The sequence below is a fragment of the Longimonas halophila genome (assembly GCF_002554705.1).
Lineage (GTDB): Bacteria > Bacteroidota > Rhodothermia > Rhodothermales > Salinibacteraceae > Longimonas > Longimonas halophila.
This window is the reverse complement of the sequence record NZ_PDEP01000001.1, coordinates 203,455-227,880: the sequence shown is the minus strand read 5'-3', so window position 1 is coordinate 227,880 and position 24,426 is coordinate 203,455. Positions and strand designations below refer to the sequence as shown.

The window sequence follows — 24,426 nt, the reverse complement described above, 5'->3', positions numbered from 1 at the left end:
GTATCCACACAAGATATGAGAACGACAGGTTAACCCATCAGCTTGTCTTTCACGATCTGCTGCACGCGTCCGCCATCAACTTGGCCGCGCAGCTTGCTCATGGCCGGGCCCATCACGCGGCCCATATCCGCCATGGAGGAGGCTCCGGTCTCTTCGATGATATCGTCGATAATGGCATGCAGCTTCTCATCCGAGAGCGGGTCGGGCAGGTATTCTTCGAGCACATTGAGCTCTTCCTGCTCCTTCGCCACAAGGTCGTCGCGCCCGCCTTCCTCAAACTGCTCGATGGACTCCTTACGCTGCTTTGCTTCCTTACGGATGACCGTGAGCACCTCCTGCTCCGAGAGTTCGGCTTCCTCGCCCGAGCCATCTCGCCCGTCAATCTGTTTCTTCTGCAGCGCGGCTCGAAGCGACCGCAGCGTGCGCAGGCGCACCTTGTCTTTGGCACGCATGGCGTCTTTGATGTCTTCCGTGAGTTGGTTAAGCATAAAACAAAGGAAAATTAGAGTAGCGGTACATGTAGACGCCTCGGCAGGGTACCTGACCCGAATGCTGGCCTCAGTGTCCTCCGTGGCTCTTTGGATGCGAATGTTCGAGTGGGGCGGCGGCAGCTTTTGCAGGCGAATCTCGTTACGAATCGTCATTGGCAGATGACTCGTCGGGAGCGGTCTCGCCGAAGCCCCGCGCAAATAGATCGGCAAGCGCGGCAAGGGCCTCGCTTTCATCGGGCCCGTCGGCGCGGAGGGTCAGCTCGACGCCTTGCTCGGCAGCCAGCGTCATCACACCGATCACGCTCTTGCCGTTGATCTCGTAGGCCCCGCGCTGGATGATGATCTCGGCCTCGAAGTTCGACGCCGTGCGCACAATGATTGAGGCCGGACGCGTGTGGATACCGGCCTGGTTGGTTACCGTAACGGTTCGTTCGGTCATGGGATGCGAAGCGCAGACGGAACAGACGTTAGTACGAGCGGCGTTGCAACTGGTTGAGGAGCTCCACGAGCGCCGTGCGGGCCGCCCCCTCGGGCAACACATCGAGGTAATCGTGGGCCCTGTCGGTGTGCTCGGCCACCGCGTCGCGGGCCGCGTCGAACACGCCCAGATCACGCATGGTGGTCTGCACGGCCTCAATCTGGTCGGGCGGGCAGCCGCCATTCTCGAAGAGCGTACGGCGGAGCCAGCGTTCGGTATCGCCGGTAGCTCGTTCGAGCGCGGTCAACGTCACGAACGTTTTCTTTCCCACCTGCAGGTCGCCGCCAATGGCTTTGCCCCAGGCGTCGTGGTCAGCAATGACGTCGAGCAGGTCATCCTGAATCTGAAAGGCGCGTCCTACGGCCATTCCGGCTTCGTGGAGCTGCGTCTGCTCGTTGGCTGAGGCCCCGCCCACAATGCCTCCCCATGCCATACACGCAGCGATCAGCGCACCCGTTTTGCCGTCGATCATGCGCATGTAGTCGCTAACTGACACCGCATCGCGCGTCTCGAAGTCGGTGTCGAGGGCCTGCCCCTCGCAGAGCGCATCCATCGTGGGATGATACACGTCGAGCAGCGCGTCGGTGGGCGCATCGGACTGACGGAGCAGGCGCGTGGCGCAACCCATGAGCCAGTCGCCCACCAGAATGGCGGTGCCTTCGTCCCACTTCACGTGCACGGTGGGGCGACCCCGCCGCGCATCCGCCTGATCCATGATGTCGTCGTGCACCAGCGTGAAGTTGTGGAAGACCTCGGCTGCCAGCGCTACCGGCTGCGACGCGCTCGGCGGGGTGCCGTAGGCCTGCGCCACGAGCTGCACGAGCACCGGACGCACGCGCTTGCCACCGCCCTGTAGCACGTACCGGATGGGCGCGTAGAGCACCTCGGGTGTGCGATCGGGGGCCACCAGCGCCACCAGCGCATCGTTGCACTGCGTGCGCAGCGTATCTACGGATACAAGATCAGCCATGAGGAGCGGGGCTTACGCCAACGTGGTGAGCGTATCGGCAATGCGCTCGTGCACGTCGTCGGGCGTGCCGGTGCCGTCAACGGGGACGAGCAGGTCGCGCTCTTTGTAGTACGACTTCAGCGGCTCGGTCTGATCGCGATAGACGCTCAGGCGGTTGCGCACCGTCTCGGGCTGGTCATCGGGCCGCTGGATGATGAGCTCCTCGTCGACATCGGCGGGCGGGGGGTTCACATCCAGGTGGTAGTTCTCGCCGGTCTTGGCGTGCACACGGCGTTTCGAGAGGCGATCCACGATCTCCTCGTCGTCTACCTCCAGGCTAAGCACGGCCTGCAGCGAGGCGTCGTGCTCGCTCAGGAACGTGGTGAGCCACGTGGCCTGCTGCAGCGTACGCGGATAGCCGTCCAGGATGAAGTCGTCGTAGCCGGCGTCGGCAATGGCGCCCTCGGCCAGCTTACGCACCACGTCGTCGGGGACGAGTTCGCCCTGCTCAACGTACGATTTGGCTTCGCGTCCCACCGGGGTGTCGTTCTTCATGGCAGCGCGAATGATGTTGCCCGTCGCAATCTGTGTGAGGGTGTAGCGGTCAACGAGCTTGCGGGCTTGGGTGCCTTTGCCCGCACCGGGCGGGCCAAACAGGAGTAAACGCATGAGGCGAAGCAGCAGGATAAGTTTGTGTACAAGGGATGCGAAACGAAGCCGCCCGGACACGTGGTCGCGGGCAAGCGTTTAGCAACAGGATATCGGGCGCTATCTATTCGTCGGAGGCACCCGGATGGTTCGATTCGAAGGCGCGGTCGGCCAGGCGGCGCGAGAGTTCGATGAGCACCACCTGAATCACGATCTGCAGTGCGCTGCCTACGGCGCGGCGCAAGAGGCTGGGCGCTTCGGGCTGCGGGGCGGCCTCGATGAGCACCGGCACACGGTCGCGCAGCACATCGTCGACGATGGTGTCGGCATCGGCGCCCGACTCGATGGCGGCGCGCAGGTCGTCTTCAACCGCTGTGGCGTAGCGCGTGGCCCACTGGCTGCGCGTGCGCGGACGGCTCAGTAGCCGGCCCACGACCCACCCGACAGCCAGCGCGCCCACCCCGCTTACCAGCGGATACGCGCGGAGCGTCTGCCGCACCGAGGCCTTGATGTCGTCGGCCTCGCCGCGTAGCGCGTCGACCCGCTCCATGAGCGAGTCTTGCGCCGCGTCGAGCTGCGAGGAAATGTCTTCGCGCGAAGGGGAGGAAGAAGTTGGCATGGGAGCGGGAAACGGGACAAAGGGATGCTAAAACGCTTACGAGGCGGCGTTCGACGACGCCGTATCGGATGCGGTTGCGCCGTTGGACTTCGGCTCCGAAGGCGGTGGGCCCTCGGGGTCTGCGTTGGATGGAGCACTGGATGCCTGCGCCTCGGCTTCCGCCCGTGCCTTTTTCCACTGACGGTAGAGCTGCGTCTGCACAAGCGTGGGCTGCACGCGGCGCACAATGGCAGCCGTGGCGCCAAGCCCGGCAGTGACGATGAGGAAGCCCCAGAACGGATGCCCCAGCAGCCAGCCCAGCCCCAGCGCGATGGTAACCAGCGTAAAGAACGCCGCGAGCCCGCCGAATACGGCAATGATGATGCCGACAGCGACGGCGTTGAGGCGCTCGTCGAGCTTATCCTCCAGGTCGATGACCGCCAGGTCGATACGCAGGTCGACCCACTTCCGCAAGTCAGCCACCACGCCCTGAGCGTGAGTAGCGATCCGCTTCATGCGGGGACCGGATTCAGCAGCCGGGGTGTCAGGGGAAGAGGGTGATCGCTCCATAGGAAACGGCGTGATGCAAGTTCACAGGCAGTGGTAATATAGCGGTTTTCGGGCGCATCGCAAATGAATACCCCGTTCACTCTCCCGGTAGGCCCAGCGCCGGGTGGGCACTTTCTGTAGCACTGCCAATAGTACCCCACGCCCCGCCGCAGTTGTTCGGTGGGATTCGTTTGCTTTGTGGATTGTTCAGCGTTGCACCTGCCCCATGACCATTGATACCGCCCCTACGCCCAACCCCAACAGCGTAAAACTGACGCCGAGCGCGGGTTCGCTCCTTAGCGATCATCCGATGCTCGCTATTAAAACGCCTGCAGATGCACAGGGCCATGCCCTGGGCGAGGCCCTAATCGGGCTCGACGGCGTGATCGACGTGTTTATGACGCCGGGGTTTGTGACCCTCACCAAGGCCGACGATGCCTCGTGGGACGGCGTGCTCGACACCGCGCGGTCGCTCATTGCCGAGCATGTAGAGGGGGTGTAGGCAGATGTGTTAGCCGTACTTGGTGTTGGATGATGGGCGCTGTTTGGCGGGCTGTCTGCTGCTGCGGCGCGGCCACCGAGTCCATAGCCACGCCGGTGATGATACCCAGCCCGCCTGTGACGTTCGAGGGCGGTTCACGCCGGTCCAGATCGTCGAGTTCGGCGCGCGGTCAACTCTGGCTGGCGGCGAAGGGCCAGCTCGGCGACTTCGTGCAGCACGCCATCAAGCCGGTACCGGACGCGATAGGTCTCGGCGTAGGGCTCAATATGAATGTCGCTGGCTCCGCAGGCAATGGCCCCCTGAATGATCTGATACACCTGCTGAGGCGCCGAGCCCTCCACCCGAAGGTCTTGTAGACGTCGTGACGCGGCGGCCTGGCGAGGCGCGCCCTGCTCTGCGGGCGGCGCCTTCGCCTGTTTGTCTGCCGTTTGTTTGCGTTCTGTGGGGTGATCTTGCTGCTGGCGATCGTCCGGCGGCATGTCGCCTCCGTTGGCGGGGGCAGGCGTCCCTGGTTCAGGAGTTGCTGTTTCGAGCGCTGCTGCTTCAGAAGTTCCTGTTTCAGACACTTCGGGCTCAGGGGACGGATCGCTGCTCCCATCTGGAGAGGTTGCCTCTGGAGGGTGGTCATCGGGGCCGCAGTACGCTGCCACGCGTTCATCCGCCACGCGCTCAACAGCAATCGCATGGCCGGTTGCAAAGGCGATTTCGTTCCGGACCGCGGGCGACACCGGGCGGGCCGCGCCGATCACAAGCGTATCGCCTTCCTGGCGGAGCGGCACCACGCGGTGCTGCCGGGCAAGTGCGCGGCTACACGCCACCGCCTCCTCCTCCGATGGAACCGGATCGACGTAATCGGAGGCCGCCCCGGCGCGGCGCGGCGTCTCGGGCGATGGTTGGTGAGAAGATGTCGGGTGGGAACGGGACATGGGACGGTGAGCCATTCATGAGGGCCACGGGCATAAGGGCCACAGGGGCAGAAGACTGCGGCGATCAGCGTACATGCTCAAAGAACGGCCTCGCTCAACTGAGATTCATGAGCAGACTATGAGCAAAGATGAGGAGCAGATTAGGAGATGGGGCTGTACGTCATTGGGATTGGGTCACTTCGTTCGCCGTCTGTCCTGCTTACTTCCAGATCTGTTTTTGTAATCTACGCTGTGCGTTAGCGGGCGCGTTCAGCAGCAACTCGTTGGGCTGCTGCCTGCCGAATAGACGGGGCGCAGATAAGGTGCTGGCAGATCTCGTGTTGCAGGGCCCACTTCAAGCGCTCGCGGTCCGCTTCGGTTGCAAGCGGGCCGTTGGTCTGTGCAATACCTCCATTTCTGCGGGTATTCTCTTCAGGCCCAGCTTGGCCTTCAGGGGGTGCCCCACACGACGGCTCGATCTCGGACGTTACGTATCCCTTGTCGTCGAAGTAAGGTGTGACCTTGAGCGTCATCGGGCAGTGGTCTTCCCGAAGACGGATGTCGGTCCAGGTCGTCTCGTTAACTCGGCGACCCAGCGTGTCGAATAGCGGTCCGTAGTTGCGTCTGAAATGACCTGAACGGGTTGTTACGACCAGACGATAGCTTTTGGGAGTGGAAATCGTCTCTAAGATCCCTACTTCGTTGCAGGTGGGTCCCTTACAATCCAGCCAACTCCCTTCTTCGTACTCTGCTACTGGAGCGGCTCTCTCATCTGGGGATACCATACCTCGCTCTTGGTCCTCACTTGGCATGCAAGCTAAACTGCCACTACACAGGAGCGCCAGCAGGACGAGGGGTAGTAGCTGCGTGCGTATGTACTCAAGAACATAAACTAAAACGTAAAACCCTGACACAATTGCGACGATTGAAAAGAAAGCCAAGTACACTTTTGACATATGTTGGACCGGGCTGAGGTGGTGGCCATCCGTTTTATCTGATGGCAGTTCTATGTCTTTCCAACTCATGTATATCATTGCTAACGAGAACGCCAAGCAACTGACAGCATATAGCAGATTGCTCATCGTGGCTCCTCATCGCTGTTCATCCGGCTGTTCGCTTCTTTAGCCGCCCCTCCAACAGCAGATCGCCATATGGAGTGGAGAGATTGAAGTATTGTTTCCTGCTGTTCGGTGTCAGTGACTCGACGAATTCCCCTATCTAACGTTTTACCCAACCCGAAGAAACCAATATCGGTAGCAAAGTTGAACCGATTAAAATCTCCCCTGACAGCATCTGCTGCATGCTGCATGATGGTACCGCCTGTGCTCAGTGTGTTGCCTAAGAGCACCATGGGTATCGCAAGCTTTGTCCCCAGTCCGCCCGATTTTGCAGCCAGGGAGTAACCAGCTGCTGCTGTCCCTTGCCCTACTGTGCTCGCCGTTTCTCCTGGCACCTGTAAAAAAGCCGCGAGTGATTGTGTGCCTCCACCTTGCACGAGGAGTTGCCCCATACCCTCCGCGGTAGAAAGGCCTCGTTGTTCGTTCTCGGTTACCGACCCCCATATATGATGGCGTAAATCGGAGTTCCTTGCAACCGCATTCGATAGCTGTGTACGTCCGCTCTGCGTGCTCAAGTCGAGTCGCCTCTCATTTCCTGCTTGATCTACCAGAGTATACGTGTTTGCTCGGTTTGTAGGCTGGACGGTAGCACTTCCATCCTGATGGATACGGTAGTCATCCATCGGTGCTCGCCCATCAGGATCGACGAGACTCACCGGGTTGTTTTGTACATAATTATAGGGACTCCAGGCGGGAAAGTCATCCGCCAGCGGATCGGTGGTGCCCCACCGCCCGAGGGCACTCATGTAGAAGCGGGCGCCGGCATAGTGCATGCCGGTCTCCGCGTCGAGTTCGTGGCCGGTGTAGTCCTCGTCGGCGCGCGGGGCCCCTGCGCGAGGGTGCGGCCGGGCATTTGCAATCCAAAGGGGTAATGGTCGCGACGCTCAACGACGGTTCCGCTCTGGTCGGTCACCGCGCGGGTGGAGCCTAAGTGGTCGGTGTGGTAGTAGCGGCGGTCATTCGAGGACCCATCCACAAAGCGCCCAATGGGGGTGCCGCTGGGGAGGAGGACGTTCCAGTAGTCCACCGAGGGCTCCCCGCCGGAGTCTGCGGGGCCGCGGAGCTGCCCGAGGGCCGCTGCGCCATCGCGAACGGTGAAGGTGGGGGCGCCGGTTTCGTTGGTACGCAGGCGTGTTTCCGCCACTCACCCAGGTTATCGAACCGGTACTGATTGTCGTGATTGGCGGAGTGATCGGGGCCATTGTCATCGCGCTCTACCTGCCGCTTTTCGACCTGATTACGGTGGTGGAGTGATGGTTTCTGTGGAGTAAACGAGATGATCGTGGGGAGGACATCATGTGGGGAGGACCAAGCGCTCCCGCGAGGACCAAACGCTCCCGCAGAGAGCGTCCCTGGCGCAGGATTTTGACTCAGAACAGCGCCTGATGAAGCCTGGCCTCACGCCCCAATTCGGCGAATGTACTCCTGGAAACGGGGGCTGTCACTAATTACCTCGTCGGGAGCGTATTTATAAACCAGTCGCAGCGCCTCCTTTCGATTCGTCATAAACATCATAACTGACACTCCCTGACGAATTGAACGTCCATTTTCGATACGGGTGCCCCGAACAAATGCTGTGTAATAAGGGTCCAGCCCCGTGATCGTCGAATACCGGATATCGTCCACTTGCTCCCATGGAATGCAATGGTCGTTCTCATACAGCGTAAAAGATCCGATCCCAATGCGCCATGTCCTTCGAATCCACGCGTCCGTGATGATAACGCGATATGAGGGGAAGATAAATAATCCCCCTCCAATGACAAGTACGTTTCCAAGTACAAAAAATATAAGAGATATACCATGTTTTTCAGTCACCCCGACCCAGAGGCCGAATACGCCGAGTGCCGCAATTATATATCCAAACAACTTGAACCAGACTGAAAAGCGGAATACATGAGCGGAGCTCTCGGACTCAGGGCCCTCCGGTGCAGGGTCTGATGGTGGCGCAGCCTCTGGGTCGGAAGATGGCATAGGCGTATTAATGAGGAGCGTGGAAAGGAAGCACAGGGATAGCTAAGATGTGTATGCTTTTAGGTCCCCTCAGGCGGCCTGGATCCGGTGGTGTATACATCGGCCTGGAGGATGAATTACGGACGTGAACTCGTGCTGCTCGTTTCCGGGTCAAGTCCGGAATGACAGGGTGTGGGGTTGAGTGCCTGCCCCGCCGCTTCGTCATCCTGGACGGAGTGAACCCGACCGCTGTCGGCACAAGCTCTCCGTCTATGTTTGGACCCTATCTTGCAATAACGGATGCAAGGCGTGCCCTACCTACTGCTTCAACGCATCCGCCAGGGTCTGCACGGCGGGCGGCCACCAGGTGGCGCGGTGCAGCGTGCCCAGCGGCTCGACACGTACATTGGCAGGCAGATGGCGCTGCACGCGTTCGGTGATCGCGACGCGGCATCGCACAGACCCGACGGGCGGGGCGGTGCCGTCGAACGCCTCTGAGATCTCGGTGAGCGCGTCGTAGGGCGTCCACCGCACGTGCAGGCCGCGCTGGGGCTCGGGAGCGCCCTTGCTGAAGAGAAATGTGAGGTCGTCGGCGTAGGCATGCGGAGCGTCTTGGGCGTCGAGCAGGGCCTGCTGCATCTGGAGCGTGCCGGGAATGCGCTCGTGGGCAGGCACCGCGGCCCGCATGTGGGCAAGCGCTTCAAGATAGGCGTCAGGCAGTACGTCTTCGGGGGCCCAGATCAGGTCCACGTGCTGCGGCGATTCGCCGTCGTACACGAGGAGGTCCTCGGCCAGCGCCTCGCGCTCGTCGGCAGACTCGTTGCCGTCGAGGACGACCCAGGCGGGATGGTCGGGACACGCATAGTCGGCAGCGTCCATCGCGTCGGCGTCGGGCGCACCCATGACGGCGATCGGAGCGGATTCAGGGGCAGAGGTCTCCCACTGCACGGGGGCGTGCTCCGCCTCCACCGACAGCGCCTGCTGCGCGGCGCTCAGCACAGCATGGAGCACGGGGCGCTCCGACGGCGCATCCGCAAGATACACGCGTGTGCCCCGCAGGGTCAGGTAGGCGATCAGTGACAGTCCGTAGAGTGGCACGTGGGCGGACAGTTCGACTTGCATGGCTTCTGGCCCCGCAGGTTGCTGTGCGACATCGTGGAGCGACGCCTGCACCGCCGAATCCATCTGCTGATTCACAGCAAAGGCGATATGAGCTTCGGTGAACGGATAGGCTTCAGCGTCCGCAGCCGCCTCAATGGCCGCTTGACGCGGCTCGTGGTCGGGGTCAGTCCAGCGGTGGGCGGTGGCGTGCAGGGCATCGGCCCAGGCGGAGCGCGAGAAGGTAGGCATGCGAGGGGAGCGTTGTAAGGGAACAGCGATGCGCCTTCAGCGGGGCGGTTTGAGCATGCATCCGAACGGGCGTGTATCAGGCTCGGACACCGACTCGCCGTTCAGTGTGGCTTGAAGTGCCTCGCGCAGATAGGCTACTTCCACGTCATCGGGACTGCCGGGGCTATCGTCGATGGCCCCACGGTAGACGAGCGCGCCCTCCGCATCAAACACAAACGCGTGGGGGGTGCGCTCGGCCCCGAGTTGACGGGCAAAAGCAGCGTTTTCATCACGCACGTAGCGAAGATCGCCATACGACTGAGCCTGCTCGGCACTGGTGCTACGTCCTTCATCGGCAAAGGCATCGGCGTCGTTGGCATTCACAAGCACAAACTGCACGCCGCGGTCGGCGAAGGTGTCGCGCAGGTCGAGCACCCGCTCTTCGTAGCGGTCGATCCACAGGCACTGATTGCTCCAAAAGAGCACCACCGTTGCCTGGTCGCCGCGCAGGGCGCTGGTGGAGACGGAGCTGTTTTGCTCCACGTCGTAGAGCGTGGCCTCGGGCAGAGAGCTACCCAGCGACAGTGCATCGGTTTGCGCGTGGGCTGGCGTCCCCCCAAGCAGGAGCGTGCCGAGCATAAAGATACCGGGCAGCAGCCATCCAGCAGAAAGCGTACGCATGACGATCAGCAGTCTATGAGGGATGCATTGAGAATGGGTTACGACGACGGCGCGCGCTCCATCATGCGGCTTACGTACCGGTCGTTCAGCGCCCACAGCACGATGCCAGCCAGTCCCCATTGCAGCAGGCAGGTCATGAGGCTGAACGGATCGAGCGGGTTGAACCAGGTGTCGGGCGCAAACACAAACACCGATTGGTAGATCCACCAGCCTAATACGATAACGGCTTGCAGCGGAATAAAGTATGTAATGAGCGCATCCCATGTGGTGCCGGGGTTGATTTCGCCGCCGTGCCCCATGGTTTCCGTGCGGAAGGCGCGCGGTCCGTAGATGATCACCGCCAGCGCCACGAGCGCACCCGAGATGAGCAGCCCCACGCCCCACACAAAGTCCTGATTGGCGAAGATGTTGAGGTTCACCGCCGAGGGGATGCCCAGCAGAAAGCCGAGTCCGGCAACCCACCCGACTGCCGTGGAGCGCCGAACCCCCGCATCCACAAACGACCGCGTGGCCAGTTCGATCATAGAAATGAGCGAGCTTAGCGCCGCAAACGCGAGTCCCAGGAAGAAGAGCATCGCGAGCGGACGCCCAAACGCCATCTGCTCAAAGAGTTGCGGCATCCAGATGAAGGTGAGTCCGGTACCGGCGGGACCGCTGGTCTGCATCACGTCGAGCACCTGGCCCTGCGACATGTCGGTGCCCAGCACGGCGAACACGGTGCCAAAGATGATCACCGCGGCCATGAGCGACACAATGTTGTTGCCGATACCGGTGATAAGCGCGTTCGACACCACGCCGTGCCGCGCCTGCATGTACGCGCCGTAGGTGAGGATAAGCCCCCAGCCCGCGCCGGTATCCCACGCGTTCTGCGTGAGCGCCTCCAGCCAGAGTCGTGGATCCGCCAGCAGCGACCACTCGGGCGTAAACAGGAAGGCAATGCCTTCCCATGCGCCCGGTAGCGTGAACGTGCGGATGAGCGCGACCACCAGAATCCCCAGGAGCGCCGGGACGAGCACGCGGTTTACGCGCTCAATCGAGGAGATGCCCTTCCACACCGCCAGCGTGCCTGCGCCCATGGCCAGGGCATGCACGATGAGGGGTGTACCACCCGACTGAAACGCATCCCATCCGGCCTGGGCGGCTTCATTCGAAAGCGGTAGCGGCGACGACAGCGCCTCCCAAAAGTAGAACAAGCACCACCCGGCCACCACGGCGTAGTAGAACATGATCGCGGTCGTCACCACGCCAATGAACCCGCCCATCCAGCCGCGCTTTTCGCCCGCCATCTGCACATACGAGCCCACCACCCCCATGCGGCCCTTGCGCCCGATGGCGTACTCGGCGATGATAAGCGGGATGCTCCACAGAAACAAGAACATAACCCACGCCACCAAGAACGCCCCGGCTCCCGACTCGCCACTGGTCGACGCTGCAATACGCGGGAACCGCCAGATGTTACCGGTACCCACCGCAATGCCCAGCACGCTCAGAATGAGCGTCCACCGCGTAGAAAATCGTGCGTCCGAGGAAGAAGCCATAGCCGTTGAGCCACGTTGAATTCAAAATACAGGGGGATGCGCAGGGCGCGTGCCCCAATGTATAAAAGAACCGACCACTTACGCACATTCGGTAGCGATTCAATGCTAAGTAATTGCCATGTGGACTACATTATCGGTCAAGATCATGGGCATTGGGCTGTGGGCGCGCACTTGTGTCCAGGAACCAGGCCAGGTGTTCGCGAGGCGAAATGTGGGTTGCCGGAAGCGACGCGTCGTTCTCATCTAAGACGGCTCGGACGGCACCTCGCTTTGCTTCTCCCGACACCAGAAAGAGGGCCTGCCGGGATCGGTTGAAGACCGGAAGGGTGCAGGTCAGGCGCTGCTTCACGTCGTGGCGTGCCGGTGCGGTGACAGCGCGCACCTGCTTCGGGTCCGTGGTCAAGGGGTTGTGCTCGGGAAAAAGGGACGCGGTGTGTCCATCGCTGCCTAACCCGAGGAGGGCGCAGTCGAACGTGTGCGCCTGGTCCGCAAACTGGCGCTGGAGGTGGGCTGCGTACGTGGAGGCTGCTGCCTCGGGGGTACCAGCTGTCGGCATCGGGTGGACATTGTCGGCTGGAATAGCCAGATCTGCCAGAAGCGTCTCTCGAACTAATTGCACGTTGCTCTTCGGATCGTCGTGTGGCACGAACCGCTCGTCGCCCCAGAACAGGTGAACACGCTCCCACGGCAGATCCGCATGGGCCAGATGCTCATAGAGGCGACGGGGCGTGCTTCCACCTGCAAGGGCAAGGGCACACCGGTCCTGCTCGTTCAACGCACGTGCGAGAACGGACTGCACATGCGCTGCTGCCGCCTGACTAAGGGCCTCATACGTTGAGAACACGGTGACATCTACAGAGGGTGAATCAGGCATAATGGAAGGACGAATCGATGAGCATATGCACGCTTCTTCGTATCGGGTATCCGCACGAGGCGAAGACAACCTGCAAGGGATAGCTATTTGGCCCGTGCAGACTTATTCTGCCGACGGGCCGGTTCGAGCCGTTGAGGTCCACTGCGGAAGCAGGCGTTCCACCTCGTTGGGCCCCCAGGTGCCTGCCTCGTACGCATGCACTGGCGATTCCGCTTCCAGAAGGGGCGCATAGAGTTGCCATGACGCCTCTACCTCGTCAGCGCGGACAAAAAGCGTGGGGTCGCCCAGAATGACGTCGCGCAAGAGCGTCTCGTAAGCGTCGGGCACGGGACCAAAGGCATCCTGGTATGAGAAGCTGAGCTGTTGCGTTTCCAGCTCCATCTTTCCGCTTCCGCCTGGCGCCTTCACTTCAAAGCGCAGATCGAAGCCCTCATTCGGCTGCAGCGTGATGAGGAGTTCGTTGGAACGCATCTCGCAGCCCGCATTCTGCGGGATGCAGGGCTGGCCACTTTCCTGAAAGAGGGACACCGGGGCCCCTTTAAATCGGACCGCGATTTGCGTGAGCTTTGCGGACAGCCGCTTGCCCGTACGCAGGTAGAAGGGCACGCCCTGCCAGCGCCAGTTGGCTACGTTGAGGCGCAGAGCCGCAAACGTCTCGGTGATCGACTCGTCCGGTATGTCTGGCTCATCGCGGTAGGCGGGCACCGACTCTCCATCTATCGTTCCCGCTTCGTACTGGCCGAAAACAGCGTCAGTCGCAGGATCGGGCTGCTGCACGGCATTGAGCACCTTCACTTTCTCTTGCCGGATGGCCGTAGCGCTCATGCTGGTAGGCGGCTCCATGGCCGTGAGCGTGAGAAGCTGCGTGAGATGGTTCTGGACCATGTCTCGCACCTGACCCGACTGGTCGTAATATGCACCGCGTCCGCCCACACCCAGGCTTTCCGACACGGTAATCTCGACGCGTTCGATGTGATTCCGGCTCCAGATCGACTCGAAGATGGCGTTTCCAAACCGGAAGGCCAACAGGTTTTGCACCGTTTCCTTCCCCAGATAGTGATCAATCCGGTACACCTGGTCTTCGCTGAAGTACTGGTGGACGTGATCGTTTAACGCACGGGCCGATTCGAGGTCATAGCCGAACGGCTTTTCGACCACGAGCCGCGTCCACCCCGGACTTGCGTTCAGCCCCACTTCTCCGAGTTCTTCAATTGCCGACCGGTAAATGCTGGGGGGAAGCGACAGGTAAAACGCGCGATTGCCCGGCAGGTCGCGGTGCCGTTCAAGCTGTTCAATACGGCGGCGCAGCCCCTCGTAGTCGTTGCCTTCCTCACCCAAACACTGGTAGTAGAGGTTGCGCGTACACCACTCGCTGACTTCCTGCTCGGCGTATCCCTTGTCGCGAAGTGCCTCGCGAGCGTTCTCTCGAAACTGCTCGTCGGTCCAGTCGGTGCGTGCTGTGCCAAGGACGTAGCAGCGCCGGGCGACCTCCTCGCTTTGCATCAGCCGGTAGAGGGCTGGGAGGAGCTTGCGCCGGGCCAGATCTCCCGAGGCCCCGAAAATAACGAATAGGTGGGTTTGTATGTCGGACATAGGGCGTTATGCGCTTCGTACTGGGTAAGGCTCATACATGGATCAGGGCCTGCAGAACGTGTGGAAAATACGCCTACTCATCTGACGCCTTCACGTCGTGGCCCCCAAACTGATTACGCATGGCGGCGAGCAGCTTGTGGGTGTACGAGTTTTCCGCGCGAGAGTCGAGCCGCGAGATCAGGGCGTCGGTGATGACCGGTGCAGGGACGTCGAGGTCAATGGCCTCCTTGACCGTCCAGCGGCCCTCGCCAGAATCGTCGACCCAGGGGGCAATGTCAGGCAGGTCCGGGTCGTCGTCAAGCGCACGAGCGGTGAGGTCCAAGAGCCACGAGCGGATGACGCTCCCAAAACGCCAGGTTTCTGCCACGTCCTTCAGGTCGAGGTCGAACTCTTCCTTCGCCTGCAGGATGTCGAAACCCTCCGCGTAGGCCTGCATCACGCCATACTCGATGCCGTTGTGGACCATCTTCACAAAGTGGCCCGATCCGACCGCACCCATGTGCCCCCACCCTTTGTCTGGGCCCGGCGCGAGGGTTTCGAAGGCCGGACGCAGGTGGTTGATCGCTTCATCGGGGCCGCCAACCATCATCGAATAGCCCTCTTTTAAGCCCCACACCCCGCCCGAGGTGCCTACGTCGACATAGTGCATACCCGCCTCTTTCGCCCGGTCGGCCCGGCGGAGGGTATCCTTGTAGTTCGAGTTGCCCCCGTCCACAAGGATATCGCCCGCATTGAGATGGGGCAGTACCTCGTTAATGGTGGCGTCCACGGCCTCGCCAGCGGGCACCATCATCCAACACACGCGCGGCGGGTCGAGCTGGCCGACCAGTACGTCAAGCGCAGTGGCGCCGTCGGCCCCGTCTGATTCGAGCTCCTGGACTGCTTTTTCGTCAAGGTCAAAACCAACGACCTCATGACCGTCGTTCATGAGCCGACGCGACATGTTAGCGCCCATTTTGCCAAGTCCGATCATTCCAATCTTCATAGGTCGCAGGAAGGTTTGTGCAGAAAAGGTAGTTCGAAAAAGAGGACGGTAGGTGCTCCCTCGCAGCGTAGCGGATTCGAAGTCAAGGTGCTGTTTCAATGCTACGTGATGGAGGAAACACACCAGTAGCTGGAGACTGGGCGCGCCGCTGCCCAGCACGGACATCTCCGGCATAGGCTTTTCCGACATGCCCAGTTTATGTTTTACTGGTTTACGTACCCGCAGACAACCGGCTTTGATGATCGTAGCATGGGATGATCTTGTATGTTTACCCAGTTCGCTGCCCGGATCACCCGCAACACACCCTCGATAGCGCTGATGCTATTTGCGACGGGCTACCGGACGACCGTCACGCGGCGGGGTTTGGAAAACGCATCACCGATCGCCCCCGGAAGTACAGTCGGCCCAAAAGTCGATGTCCCTCGACAGTGAGATTGTAGCGGCGCCCCGGCGCCATCGGACCGTTGTGCAAGGTCTGCACCGTACGGCCCAGTAGGCTGCTTTCCCCGTTGGGCACGTCATATCACCGCCCCCCAAACGCTGGAGAGAAGAACAGAGCGCGCAATGGGGAGATGAGTTGGAACAGGCGCACCCTACGACTCGGGTACCAGCGGGACAAAGCGAAACGTGCCAAGCGTTTCGTGCTCGTAGGTATCCTCGTCGGTGCGTACGATGCGGTGCATGACATGCTCGCCCTCCGGCCCCACAGGAATGATGAGGCGTCCGCCATCGGGACGGAGTTGATCGAGCAGCGGCTGTGGCACCTCCTGAGCGCCTGCGGTTACGAGGATGCCGTGGTAGGGCGCCAGGCCGGGCCAGCCCTGGGTGCCGTCGTTGTGACGCGTGCGCACTCGGTAGCTTAGCTGCTTCAGCGTGCGTTTGGCGCGCTCCAGAAGCGCCTTGTGCCGCTCCACTGAAAACACCTGCGCCTCCATCTCACAAAGCACCGCCGCCTGGTAGCCGCTCCCGGTGCCCACCTCCAGAATACGCTCGCCGGGCTGCGGGTCAAGCAGACTGGTCTGGTACGCCACCGTAAACGGCTGCGAGATGGTCTGGCTGCGCCCAATGGGCAGTGCTTCGTCTTCGTACGCGCGCTCCTGAAACGCCGGTTCAACGAACGCATGGCGTGGTACCGCCTCAATGGCGTTCAACACCCGCTCGTTCGAGATACCACGCTCCCGCAAATGGTCGACCAACGCCCGGCGGCGCGTACGGTACAAACGATCGGCATAGGAAGCAGGCATGGCAGAAGGCCAACAGGGAAAAGACTGACGAAGCGCGGTTGAAGCGCACGGCTTGGGTGTGTTAACGGATCCACTACGCAGCGCGTTGCTTGGCGCGGCGGCGGTCTGAAGACGAGCCCAGCGCATTGCGCAGGTACGTGGAAAGTTCGTTGGGCGTGATGTTGGAGATGAGCGCGCCATCGCGCGAGATGGAGATGTTGCCCGTCTCCTCCGACACAATCACCACAAATGCGTCGGTCTGTTCAGTGAGCCCAACGCCTGCTCGGTGCCGCAAGCCCAGTTGCGGACTCAGCTTCATGCTGGTCGACACGGGCAGGATGCAGCGCGCCGCCTCCAGTCGCCGGTCGGCAATGATGACGGCACCGTCGTGCAGCGGCGTCTCCTTGTTGAAGATCGTCAGCAGCAAGTCGCGCGTGACCTCCGACTGAATGACCTCACCGGTTTCAATGTAGCTGCGCAATCCGGTCGTGCGCTGAAACGCAAGAAGCGCCCCCTGCTTCGTATCGCTCATATGATCGACGGCAGACACCGTGGCCTTGATGACCTCTTCCTGGCTATCGGTTGACACAAATTGGCGGATGAGCGGGTTGCGGCCCAGCAACAGAAGGAGACGCCGAATCTCGGGCTGAAAGATGATGATAATCGCCAGCACAAAGACCTGATTGAAGTAGCTGAATACCATGTTCAGCACCTTCATGTCAAGCACCCACACCACCAGTTGAATGGCGAAGAGCGCCCCCAGACCGAGCGAAATTTGCACCGCGATGGTGCCCTTCATCAGCCGGTAGAGCTGATACATCAGAAACGACACCAGCGCGATCTCAAAGAAATCGCCTGCCCCAATATCCAGGATCTCAAGAAGCGTCACCAGTGGCAGGGCAGTCGTTAGTCCAGAGACAGGCGGTCGGGGTCGCGCACGGCGTCGGCCACGCGGAGCGCTTCGGCGGTGGCGGCTACGTCGTGCGTACGCACCAGGCGGGCGCCCTGCTGCACCGCCAGCGCCGTAGCGGCGAGGGAGCCATGTAGGCGCTTGCCTACCGGTGCTGGTGCATCGGGCGTTCCAAGGGCGGCTCCGATACTGCTTTTGCGAGACACGCCTATAAGGATCGGGCGTTCCAGCGCCGTGAGCCTGTCTAACGCGTTAATCAAGCGCAAGTTATCGGCATGCGACTTTGCAAACCCGAATCCGGGGTCCACCACAATATCGTCTACCCCTGCAGATGCAGCGCGCGCCACGGCCTGTTCGAGTCCATCACACACCGCCTGCATCAGGTTGCCGTACGTCTGGCCGTGCGGCATCGCGCCGGGGCGCCCCAACGAGTGCATCACAATGAGCGGCGCCCCGTGATCGGCCGCTACCTCCGCCGTTTCGGGGTGGATGCGCAGGCCAGTGATGTCGTTAATGATGTGCGCGCCCGCTTTCAGGGCCGCCTCTGCGACCTCGGGCTTGTACGTGTCCACCGAAAGAAGCAGCTCGGGGTCCTCCTCATGCAGCCGTTTTACCACCGGCACCACCCGGTCGATCTCTTCCTGACGGGCCACCTTTGCCGCCCCGCTTCCGTACTCGCGCCCCGACGGTCGCGTCGACTCGCCCCCAATGTCGATTACGTCAGCCCCGGCATCACGCATCGCAAGGGCGCGTGCCACCGCATCCTCTACCGCCATATATTTTCCGCCATCCGAAAACGAATCGGGCGTCACGTTCAGCACGCCCAGGATGCGCGTGGTGGTGCGGCAATCGAGCGGGTGTGCTTTGCATTGAAGCACGTGGCGGGTGGAAGCCGTGGCAGTCATGCGGTTGAGGCAGCGCTTGAAATATTGACCGGTGAGCGAACCTTTCAAACATGAAAGAATACCAACGATCGCGCTAAAAAGGCAGATCCCATGCCAGGTTTGGCGGAAAATTGGTAGGCTGTGCTGGTGCTGTGTGTTTACAAACCAGGAACGTGACGAATGTGGCTCCGGCGCACTCGCTGTTTCTCTCATTGACTGTGCCTCTTATGTTCGCTCTTCTTCGTGCGCTGCTGCACCGCGTAGGCCCCCTTGAGCGCGTACGAACGTTTCTGGATGATCCCGTCGATACGCAGCGTCACCTGCTGCGCTCTATGCTCAACCACGCCGCAGCCACCGAGTGGGGCCAGCGCTACGGGTTTGCCGACATTGCCCGGCAGCGCGACGTGGTGGCGGCCTACCAGGAGCGCGTGCCATTGCACAGCTACGACGACCTTGCTGCTGACGCCACACGCGTTCGTGAGGGCGCCGAAGATGTTATGTGGCCGGGCCGCGCCACGCACTTTGCGGTGTCCAGTGGCACCGTATCAAACGGCAAGGTGCTGCCCGTCTCGCAAGCCACCATCGACGCCAACCGGGGCTTTAGCGTGGGCGTGGGGCTGCATTACCTGCTCGACACCCACAAGTGGCAGTACCTGCTGGGACGCCACCTAACGCTGCCCGGAAGCGTCAGCGAAGATCCCGATTATCCAGGCACCTATGCGGGCGAGGTGAGCGGCATCCTGGCCAAACACGCTCCGGGCTTCTTTAAAGCGCTGTATCAGGCCGTACCTAACGAGATCGCATTCCTTCCAAGCTGGGAAGAGAAGCTGCGTACTATTGCCGAGCGCACCGTTGACCAGGACATCCGGCTGATTGTGATGGTGCCCTCGTGGGCCAAGAAGCTCTTCGAGCACGTCATTGCGGCGCACAACCGGCGCTACGATGCACATGCTACCACTGTACACGAGGTGTGGCCCAACCTGCAACTGTATATCTCGGGCGGGGTGGCGCTCAGTTCGTACCGCGACCAGCTGGAGGATATTGTGGGCGGCCCCATCGACTTTATTGAAACCTACGGCGCATCGGAGGGCTTTTTCGCCTTCCAGAATGCCCGCGATGACGACGCCCTCCTGCTGCATCTCAACAACGGCGTGTTCTACGAGTTCGTGCCGATGGATGAGTACGGGTCTGCGAATCCCACGCGCCACACCATTGCCACCGTAGAGACCGACGTGCGCTATGCATTATATGTGACGTCGTACAGCGGGCTGTGGTCGTACGATGTGGGCGATGTGGTGCAGTTTACCCAGCGCCACCCGTTCAAAATTGAGGTGGCCGGGCGTACCAGCGAAATGATCGACACGTTTGGCGAGGCCATTTTTGCCGATGAGGTGCGCGATGCGCTCTACGAAGCCTGTGACGCGACCGGCGCTTCGTTTCACCACTACCATGTGGCTCCCGCCCCCGCCCACGACGACGCTCCCCCGCAGCATGAGTGGATTATCGAGTTCGATAAGATGCCGGGCGACCTTGATGCCTTTCGCGACACGGTTGATACGTATCTCGACCGTGTGAACCGGCACTACCACATCCGCCGCGAATCGGACGTGATGCGCGCACCACAGATTACAGCCGTCGCAGAAGGCACGTTTTATGCCTGGCTGCAAGCAACGAAAGATCGCATCAGCGGGCAGACCAAAGTACCTCGTATGAGTACAGAGCGCACCGTGGCCGAGGGGATTTTAAGAGCACAGCCCTCGCGCTCGACAGTAGTCTCATCGTCGATTACGCTGCAGTAGGCTACTTCGTCTTCTCACCTAACGAGAGCCGGGAGAGCCGCTGAACACCGATAGGTACACGTATGTTTGGAACAAGCCGTTACATGGTACGTGCTGAAATGGCACCGCGCGCTCCATCCATTCCTGTAGGAAACAGCAATACCGCAGTGGTCCCCTACTTCTCTTCTCGAACGGACAGCGCCCGGCTCGTTTCGCTCTTTCCTTTGTGCCTGCCCCGGCGGCACGCTACTGCTGATACGCACGCCCCTGGCACGCCCCACGCTACTGCACGCAGTGCGGTATGCCGCGCCCGTACAGGGCTCTTTCACCTTCTGCTCTCGACCGTTCCCAGGGCCTCTGATCGGCATTCTTACCACACAGCCTCCGGCCAGGCCTGACCGGCCTGCTGTATTACGGATGCTGTGCCGCGTAGGCCCCTGCATCCTTCTCGTACCCCTTGCATCCACAAACCCCCAGGCGTTATATGTACGTTCCGCGCGAGCAACGCATGTTGGACCAGTACCTCCAAGAGATCGGCAAAATCGACCTGCTCGAAGCCGAAGAGGAAGTGGAACTGGCCCGACGCATCAAACAGGGCGACGAAGAGGCCCTGCACGAGCTCACCCGCGCCAATCTGCGCTTTGTCGTTTCGGTGGCTAAGAAGTACCAGGGCCAGGGGCTTTCGCTCTCTGACCTGATCAACGAGGGCAATTACGGCCTCATCAAAGCCGCGAAGCGATTCGATGAAACCCGTGGCTTCAAATTCATCTCCTATGCTGTCTGGTGGATTCGCCAGGCGATCTTGCAAGCGTTGGCTGAGCAGAGCCGCGTAGTGCGCCTGCCGCTCAACCGCATCGGCGTGATCTCGAAGATCCGCAAAGCCAGCGCCCGCCTGCAGCAAGAGTATGAGCGCAAGCCCAACATCGAAGAGCTGGCCGACGAGCTCGAAATCGAACCTAAGAAGGTGCGCGAGGCTCTGCAGCACACCAGCCGCCACCTCTCGGTCGACGCCCCCTTCAACGAAGAGGACGACAACAGCCTCCTCGACGTGCTGCCCGACGACGAATCGGATTCGCCCGACGACGAAATGCTCGGGGAATCTGTCAAGATCGACATCGAGCGGGCGCTGAATCTGCTCGAAGACCGCGAGGCCGAAATCACGCGCCTCTACTTCGGCATTGGGCGCGAGCACCCGCTCACCCTCGAAGAGATTGGCAAGCGCTTCGGCCTCACCCGCGAGCGTGTGCGTCAGATCAAAGAGAAAGCGCTCCGCAAGCTCCGCAAGCGTCACCGCCGCGAAGACCTGCAAACCCACGTCCGATAACTGCCTCTGATACACGGCTACTACGCGTAACTCCTTAACGCTCCTGCTGCACAGGCTGTCCTCGCTTTAGCGCAGCCGCCTGTGCGCGTATCATTTGCTCGCGCACGCCCTGCAGCCTTACGCTGTGGGGCGTGCTGCATTGCCCTCGCGCCGCTACTGCTTACTTGCTTCGGATTCTATGCCTGTAACTCCTGACGATGTCGACCATGTGGCTGAACTGGCCCGCCTCTCGTTCGACGATGAGGAAAAAGAACGGCTCGCCCGCGACATGAGCCGTATCCTCGACCATATCGATACGCTCAACGAACTGGATACGGCAGGCGTACCGCCCATGTCGCACGGCGTGACCCGTGAAAATGTGACGCGCAGCGACGAGCCCAACGCACGCATCTCCAGAGAACAGGCCCTGCAGAACGCCCCCGACACCGACGGCGAGCACCTGCGTGTTCCACGCGTCATCGACACCGACGCATAGCCCCGCCTGTCGCCGCTCCACACTCTCTTGAGTTGCTGCCCCCGCCTGCATGGCCGATTCGCCTGACGCCTCCCCGCTCACCGACCGCCTCATGCGCATGGCGCAGCGCCACGGGCTCCCGCTGGTCGGATTCTTTGTGCTCTCGCTGCTCTACTTTGCGCCGATTCATTTTGATGGAATGGGCCTGCACGGCTCCGACATTGTGCAGTGGCGCGGCATGGCCGAGGCGATGATGGAGTACGAGGCTGAAACCGGCGATCCCGCGCTCTGGGCCCCTAACGTATTCTCGGGCATGCCGGGCTACCACATCCGCTATGCGCCCGCCCCCCCCCAGCTCGACACCATCGTCGACGCGCTGCGCCCCTACCTGTGGCCCACCACGCACTTCTTTTTGTTGATGGCAGGGCTCTACGCGCTGGTCCTCTACCTCGTGCGCGACCGCTGGGCCGCGCTCCTGGCTGCACTCGGATTCGGGTTCACTACCTACCTCTTCATCATTCTGGGCGCCGGGCATCAGACCAAGTTCGTGGCCCTGGCCTACGCGCCGTATCTGCTCTTGGCCTTTGCGTATGGGATGCGAAGGCCCGGCCTGCTTAGCAGCCTGCTCTTTGGCGCCGCCCTGAGCCTGCACCTGCGGGCCGACCACCCGCAGATCACCTACTACGTGCTCATGGTGGCGCTGGTGTGGTGGATCGTGGAGACGATACGCGCCGGACGCCAATCTGACTGGATGCCGCATCTCAAAACCACGGCATGGCTCGCGCTGGGCACCGTCGTCGGGCTCATCATGGTCATCCACCCCTACTGGTCCACCTTCGAGTACAAGGACTTCTCCATTCGCGGCGCGGCTGCTGGCGGCGAGGCTGGGAGCGGGAGTCTTGACTGGGACTACGCCATGCGCTGGAGTCAAGGGCCCAGCGAGTTCCTTACGCTCTTTGTGGCCGATGCCTTTGGCGGCGGCGGACAGACCTACTGGGGCCCGAAACCCTTCACCTCTGGACCGCACTACGTGGGCGGGATTATCGTGGCGCTGGCCGGACTGGCGCTCTGGAAGGTGCGCTCACGCATCGTCTTGAGCCTTGGGCTGGGTGCGCTCGCGACTGGTCTCTTCGCAATGGGCCACCACGCCGCCTGGCTGAACCGCCCGATGTTCGAGTACTTCCCTTATTTCTCAGCCTTCCGCACCCCCGAAACGTGGATGAGCATTACCGTGCTCGCCATCGTGCTGCTGGCTGCATTTGGACTGCGAGCGCTGCTCAAACGTCCCGCCCCCAACCGCAAAAAGCGGCGCTCCACGCCAGCCCCAGATGCCCTCTCCATGCGCGACAGCTTGCTCCCCTTCGGCGTTGTAGCCGGGCTCACCCTCCTCTTGTGGGTCGGCGGCGACGCGCTGCTCTCCTTCGAAAAACCCGACGAGCGTGCCCGTATCGAGCAGGCCATTCAGCAGCAGCGGCCCGATCTTTCGTTGCAAAATCCGCAAGTGCAGCAGTTCATTCGCTCACAGCTGTCCGATCAGCGCCAGGAACGCCAGGCCTTGCTTCAGGCGGATGCGCAGCGCACACTTATTTTCGTGATCCTGGCGATGGGGCTCATCTGGGCCTACCGCTCCGAGCGCATTACGGCCCCGTGGGTCGTAGGTATCGGGCTCGCTGCGCTCGTGCTCGTGGATCTGTGGGGCGTAGGCAAACGCTACCTGAGCCGCGATGACCTCTCGCCAAACCAGCGTGCCGAGGAACAGATTGCGACGTACGACTTCGACCGCTTTCTCATCGACGAGCGCGAAGACGCAGGCGGGCCAGGGCACTTCCGTGTCTACCCGATGGCGCTCAACCCCATGAACAACGCCGAGCCGTCGTATCACCACGAGTCGATTGGTGGATACCACGGCGCTAAGCTGCGGCGCTACCAGGACTACATCGACTTTATTCTGGAGCCCAACCAGCGCTCCGGTCCCAACAAAGGCGCGCTCAATCTGATGGCCGGACGCTACATCATCGGGCAGCGGGCGCTTCCTGGTACCGAGCCGGTCTACCGCGACGAACGGACGGGCCTACAGGTCTTCGAAAATCCTGATGCGCTGCCCCGCGCCTTCTTCGTAGATCGCATCACCGTCGAATCCGACCAGGACGCGCTATGGGAGCGTCTGGGCGATGCCTCCACCAACCTGCGTGCACAGGCCTTCCGCGAAGAACCGCTCGATGTGGACCTCGACGCTATTTCGCAGGATAACCCGCCTTCAGTCGAACTTCAGACGTTCACTCCGCCCGAAATCGAGTGGAGCGTCGAAACTGGCGGGCAGCACCTCTTGGTCGTGAACGAAGTTTACTACCCGGCGGGCTGGAACGCCTACCTCAATGGCGAGCCGGTGCCCATCCACCGCGTCAACTATCTGCAGCGCGGCGTGGTCATTCCCGAAGGCGAGCACACGCTCACGATGCGCTTCGAGCCGACCTCCGACCGCGTGGGCGGCGTCATTGCGCAGGTGGCTACGGCCAGCGTGTACCTCACGATCATCGCACTGGTCGCGCAGCCCTGGTGGCGGCGTCGCAATGATGCATCGGACCCCGACGCTCCGCATCCCCCTGACCCAGACGCTGATGAGCCTGACGCATAACCTGCCTCAGAGACTGCCGGAGATGCACGT

Annotated in this window: 26 protein-coding genes; 6 read left to right on the top strand and 20 right to left on the bottom strand. The window is 61.5% G+C overall.

The features are described from left to right. Positions 1-29 precede the first annotated feature (29 nt). The 6 genes from CRI93_RS00940 to CRI93_RS00915 form a co-directional block, all read right to left on the bottom strand. Positions 30-488, bottom strand: coding sequence for a GatB/YqeY domain-containing protein (locus CRI93_RS00940; protein ID WP_098060726.1), 459 nt, complete (start codon positions 486-488; stop codon positions 30-32). A 142-nt stretch (positions 489-630) separates the two neighbouring features. Next, positions 631-930 (bottom strand): HPr family phosphocarrier protein, encoded by a 300-nt coding sequence (locus tag CRI93_RS00935; RefSeq protein ID WP_098060725.1) that lies wholly within the window; start codon positions 928-930, stop codon positions 631-633. Between the two features lie 28 nt (positions 931-958). Then, complete coding sequence (locus tag CRI93_RS00930) at positions 959-1,939, bottom strand: polyprenyl synthetase family protein (RefSeq protein WP_098060724.1); 981 nt, start codon at positions 1,937-1,939, stop codon at positions 959-961. A 12-nt stretch (positions 1,940-1,951) separates the two neighbouring features. Next, a complete protein-coding gene (locus CRI93_RS00925; protein ID WP_098060723.1) occupies positions 1,952-2,587 on the bottom strand; it encodes an adenylate kinase in 636 nt (211 codons plus the stop codon). Between the two features lie 103 nt (positions 2,588-2,690). Beyond that, entirely contained in the window at positions 2,691-3,185 is a 495-nt protein-coding gene (locus tag CRI93_RS00920) for a hypothetical protein (RefSeq protein WP_098060722.1), read from the bottom strand. A 36-nt stretch (positions 3,186-3,221) separates the two neighbouring features. After that, positions 3,222-3,734 carry a phage holin family protein gene (locus CRI93_RS00915; RefSeq protein WP_098060721.1) on the bottom strand — a complete coding sequence of 171 codons (513 nt, stop codon included), beginning with the start codon at positions 3,732-3,734 and terminating at the stop codon, positions 3,222-3,224. A gap of 205 nt (positions 3,735-3,939) precedes the next feature. Here CRI93_RS00915 and CRI93_RS00910 point away from each other — a divergent pair, with 205 nt between their 5' ends. Then, positions 3,940-4,215, top strand: a complete 276-nt coding sequence (locus tag CRI93_RS00910) for a NifU N-terminal domain-containing protein (protein WP_098060720.1) — start codon at positions 3,940-3,942, stop codon at positions 4,213-4,215. A gap of 134 nt (positions 4,216-4,349) precedes the next feature. Here the strand turns inward: CRI93_RS00910 and CRI93_RS00905 are convergent, their stop codons facing one another. From CRI93_RS00905 to CRI93_RS14995, 4 genes are all read right to left on the bottom strand, one after another. Beyond that, complete coding sequence (locus CRI93_RS00905) at positions 4,350-5,141, bottom strand: ATPase, T2SS/T4P/T4SS family (protein ID WP_176521596.1); 792 nt, start codon at positions 5,139-5,141, stop codon at positions 4,350-4,352. A gap of 236 nt (positions 5,142-5,377) precedes the next feature. Then, entirely contained in the window at positions 5,378-5,653 is a 276-nt protein-coding gene (locus CRI93_RS15000) for a hypothetical protein (RefSeq protein WP_141491500.1), read from the bottom strand. 545 nt (positions 5,654-6,198) lie between these two features. After that, the gene (locus tag CRI93_RS00895) at positions 6,199-7,011 is read right to left on the bottom strand and encodes an RHS repeat-associated core domain-containing protein (protein ID WP_098060717.1); all 813 of its coding nucleotides are present in this window, start codon (positions 7,009-7,011) and stop codon (positions 6,199-6,201) included. Further along, on the bottom strand, positions 6,981-7,382 hold the full coding sequence (locus CRI93_RS14995; RefSeq protein ID WP_141491499.1) for a hypothetical protein: 402 nt from the start codon (positions 7,380-7,382) through the stop codon (positions 6,981-6,983). Before CRI93_RS14995 ends, CRI93_RS00895 begins: the two co-directional genes overlap by 31 nt. Here CRI93_RS14995 and CRI93_RS15550 point away from each other — a divergent pair. Then, complete coding sequence (locus tag CRI93_RS15550; protein ID WP_281252671.1) at positions 7,370-7,492, top strand: hypothetical protein; 123 nt, start codon at positions 7,370-7,372, stop codon at positions 7,490-7,492. The genes CRI93_RS14995 and CRI93_RS15550 overlap by 13 nt on opposite strands. Positions 7,493-7,636: 144 nt before the next feature. Here the strand turns inward: CRI93_RS15550 and CRI93_RS15265 are convergent, their stop codons facing one another. The 10 genes from CRI93_RS15265 to folP form a co-directional block, all read right to left on the bottom strand. Further along, positions 7,637-8,209: a hypothetical protein gene (locus CRI93_RS15265; protein WP_098060716.1), complete on the bottom strand. Its 573-nt coding sequence runs from the start codon at positions 8,207-8,209 to the stop codon at positions 7,637-7,639. A gap of 297 nt (positions 8,210-8,506) precedes the next feature. Further along, the gene (locus CRI93_RS00885) at positions 8,507-9,538 is read right to left on the bottom strand and encodes a hypothetical protein (protein ID WP_098060715.1); all 1,032 of its coding nucleotides are present in this window, start codon (positions 9,536-9,538) and stop codon (positions 8,507-8,509) included. A gap of 36 nt (positions 9,539-9,574) precedes the next feature. Then, positions 9,575-10,198 carry a redoxin family protein gene (locus CRI93_RS00880; protein WP_176521595.1) on the bottom strand — a complete coding sequence of 208 codons (624 nt, stop codon included), beginning with the start codon at positions 10,196-10,198 and terminating at the stop codon, positions 9,575-9,577. 38 nt (positions 10,199-10,236) lie between these two features. Next, positions 10,237-11,736 carry a sodium-dependent transporter gene (locus CRI93_RS00875; RefSeq protein ID WP_098060713.1) on the bottom strand — a complete coding sequence of 500 codons (1,500 nt, stop codon included), beginning with the start codon at positions 11,734-11,736 and terminating at the stop codon, positions 10,237-10,239. A gap of 130 nt (positions 11,737-11,866) precedes the next feature. Beyond that, positions 11,867-12,610, bottom strand: coding sequence for a 6-phosphogluconolactonase (gene pgl, locus CRI93_RS00870; RefSeq protein ID WP_098060712.1), 744 nt, complete (start codon positions 12,608-12,610; stop codon positions 11,867-11,869). Between the two features lie 102 nt (positions 12,611-12,712). Continuing rightward, positions 12,713-14,203, bottom strand: a complete 1,491-nt coding sequence (gene zwf, locus CRI93_RS00865) for a glucose-6-phosphate dehydrogenase (RefSeq protein ID WP_098060711.1) — start codon at positions 14,201-14,203, stop codon at positions 12,713-12,715. A 73-nt stretch (positions 14,204-14,276) separates the two neighbouring features. Then, on the bottom strand, positions 14,277-15,188 hold the full coding sequence (gene gnd / locus CRI93_RS00860) for a phosphogluconate dehydrogenase (NAD(+)-dependent, decarboxylating) (protein WP_098060710.1): 912 nt from the start codon (positions 15,186-15,188) through the stop codon (positions 14,277-14,279). Between the two features lie 593 nt (positions 15,189-15,781). Further along, on the bottom strand, positions 15,782-16,432 hold the full coding sequence (locus tag CRI93_RS00855) for a protein-L-isoaspartate(D-aspartate) O-methyltransferase (RefSeq protein WP_098060709.1): 651 nt from the start codon (positions 16,430-16,432) through the stop codon (positions 15,782-15,784). Between the two features lie 73 nt (positions 16,433-16,505). Beyond that, complete coding sequence (cdaA, locus tag CRI93_RS00850; RefSeq protein WP_098060708.1) at positions 16,506-17,300, bottom strand: diadenylate cyclase CdaA; 795 nt, start codon at positions 17,298-17,300, stop codon at positions 16,506-16,508. Positions 17,301-17,317: 17 nt separating this feature from the next. Next, entirely contained in the window at positions 17,318-18,226 is a 909-nt protein-coding gene (gene folP, locus CRI93_RS00845) for a dihydropteroate synthase (RefSeq protein ID WP_098060707.1), read from the bottom strand. Between the two features lie 206 nt (positions 18,227-18,432). Here folP and CRI93_RS00840 point away from each other — a divergent pair, with 206 nt between their 5' ends. From CRI93_RS00840 to CRI93_RS00825, 4 genes are all read left to right on the top strand, one after another. Further along, on the top strand, positions 18,433-20,004 hold the full coding sequence (locus tag CRI93_RS00840; RefSeq protein ID WP_098060706.1) for a GH3 auxin-responsive promoter family protein: 1,572 nt from the start codon (positions 18,433-18,435) through the stop codon (positions 20,002-20,004). Positions 20,005-20,467: 463 nt separating this feature from the next. Next, complete coding sequence (locus CRI93_RS00835; RefSeq protein ID WP_098060705.1) at positions 20,468-21,307, top strand: sigma-70 family RNA polymerase sigma factor; 840 nt, start codon at positions 20,468-20,470, stop codon at positions 21,305-21,307. A gap of 178 nt (positions 21,308-21,485) precedes the next feature. Continuing rightward, positions 21,486-21,782, top strand: a complete 297-nt coding sequence (gene gatC / locus CRI93_RS00830; protein ID WP_098060704.1) for an Asp-tRNA(Asn)/Glu-tRNA(Gln) amidotransferase subunit GatC — start codon at positions 21,486-21,488, stop codon at positions 21,780-21,782. Positions 21,783-21,831: 49 nt separating this feature from the next. Continuing rightward, positions 21,832-24,396 (top strand): glycosyltransferase family protein, encoded by a 2,565-nt coding sequence (locus CRI93_RS00825; RefSeq protein ID WP_098060703.1) that lies wholly within the window; start codon positions 21,832-21,834, stop codon positions 24,394-24,396. Positions 24,397-24,426: the final 30 nt, after the last annotated feature.

Coding starts and splice junctions, on each gene's coding strand:
- CRI93_RS00940 (WP_098060726.1), bottom strand. CDS start 488: ATGCTTAACCAACTCACGGAAGACATCAAAGACGCCATGCGTGCCAAA.
- CRI93_RS00935 (WP_098060725.1), bottom strand. CDS start 930: ATGACCGAACGAACCGTTACGGTAACCAACCAGGCCGGTATCCACACG.
- CRI93_RS00930 (WP_098060724.1), bottom strand. CDS start 1,939: ATGGCTGATCTTGTATCCGTAGATACGCTGCGCACGCAGTGCAACGAT.
- CRI93_RS00925 (WP_098060723.1), bottom strand. CDS start 2,587: ATGCGTTTACTCCTGTTTGGCCCGCCCGGTGCGGGCAAAGGCACCCAA.
- CRI93_RS00920 (WP_098060722.1), bottom strand. CDS start 3,185: ATGCCAACTTCTTCCTCCCCTTCGCGCGAAGACATTTCCTCGCAGCTC.
- CRI93_RS00915 (WP_098060721.1), bottom strand. CDS start 3,734: ATGGAGCGATCACCCTCTTCCCCTGACACCCCGGCTGCTGAATCCGGT.
- CRI93_RS00910 (WP_098060720.1), top strand. CDS start 3,940: ATGACCATTGATACCGCCCCTACGCCCAACCCCAACAGCGTAAAACTG.
- CRI93_RS00905 (WP_176521596.1), bottom strand. CDS start 5,141: ATGTCCCGTTCCCACCCGACATCTTCTCACCAACCATCGCCCGAGACG.
- CRI93_RS15000 (WP_141491500.1), bottom strand. CDS start 5,653: ATGACGCTCAAGGTCACACCTTACTTCGACGACAAGGGATACGTAACG.
- CRI93_RS00895 (WP_098060717.1), bottom strand. CDS start 7,011: ATGCACTATGCCGGCGCCCGCTTCTACATGAGTGCCCTCGGGCGGTGG.
- CRI93_RS15265 (WP_098060716.1), bottom strand. CDS start 8,209: ATGCCATCTTCCGACCCAGAGGCTGCGCCACCATCAGACCCTGCACCG.
- CRI93_RS00885 (WP_098060715.1), bottom strand. CDS start 9,538: ATGCCTACCTTCTCGCGCTCCGCCTGGGCCGATGCCCTGCACGCCACC.
- CRI93_RS00880 (WP_176521595.1), bottom strand. CDS start 10,198: ATGCGTACGCTTTCTGCTGGATGGCTGCTGCCCGGTATCTTTATGCTC.
- CRI93_RS00875 (WP_098060713.1), bottom strand. CDS start 11,736: ATGGCTTCTTCCTCGGACGCACGATTTTCTACGCGGTGGACGCTCATT.
- pgl (WP_098060712.1), bottom strand. CDS start 12,610: ATGCCTGATTCACCCTCTGTAGATGTCACCGTGTTCTCAACGTATGAG.
- zwf (WP_098060711.1), bottom strand. CDS start 14,203: ATGTCCGACATACAAACCCACCTATTCGTTATTTTCGGGGCCTCGGGA.
- gnd (WP_098060710.1), bottom strand. CDS start 15,188: ATGAAGATTGGAATGATCGGACTTGGCAAAATGGGCGCTAACATGTCG.
- CRI93_RS00855 (WP_098060709.1), bottom strand. CDS start 16,432: ATGCCTGCTTCCTATGCCGATCGTTTGTACCGTACGCGCCGCCGGGCG.
- folP (WP_098060707.1), bottom strand. CDS start 18,226: ATGACTGCCACGGCTTCCACCCGCCACGTGCTTCAATGCAAAGCACAC.
- CRI93_RS00840 (WP_098060706.1), top strand. CDS start 18,433: ATGTTCGCTCTTCTTCGTGCGCTGCTGCACCGCGTAGGCCCCCTTGAG.
- CRI93_RS00835 (WP_098060705.1), top strand. CDS start 20,468: ATGTACGTTCCGCGCGAGCAACGCATGTTGGACCAGTACCTCCAAGAG.
- gatC (WP_098060704.1), top strand. CDS start 21,486: ATGCCTGTAACTCCTGACGATGTCGACCATGTGGCTGAACTGGCCCGC.
- CRI93_RS00825 (WP_098060703.1), top strand. CDS start 21,832: ATGGCCGATTCGCCTGACGCCTCCCCGCTCACCGACCGCCTCATGCGC.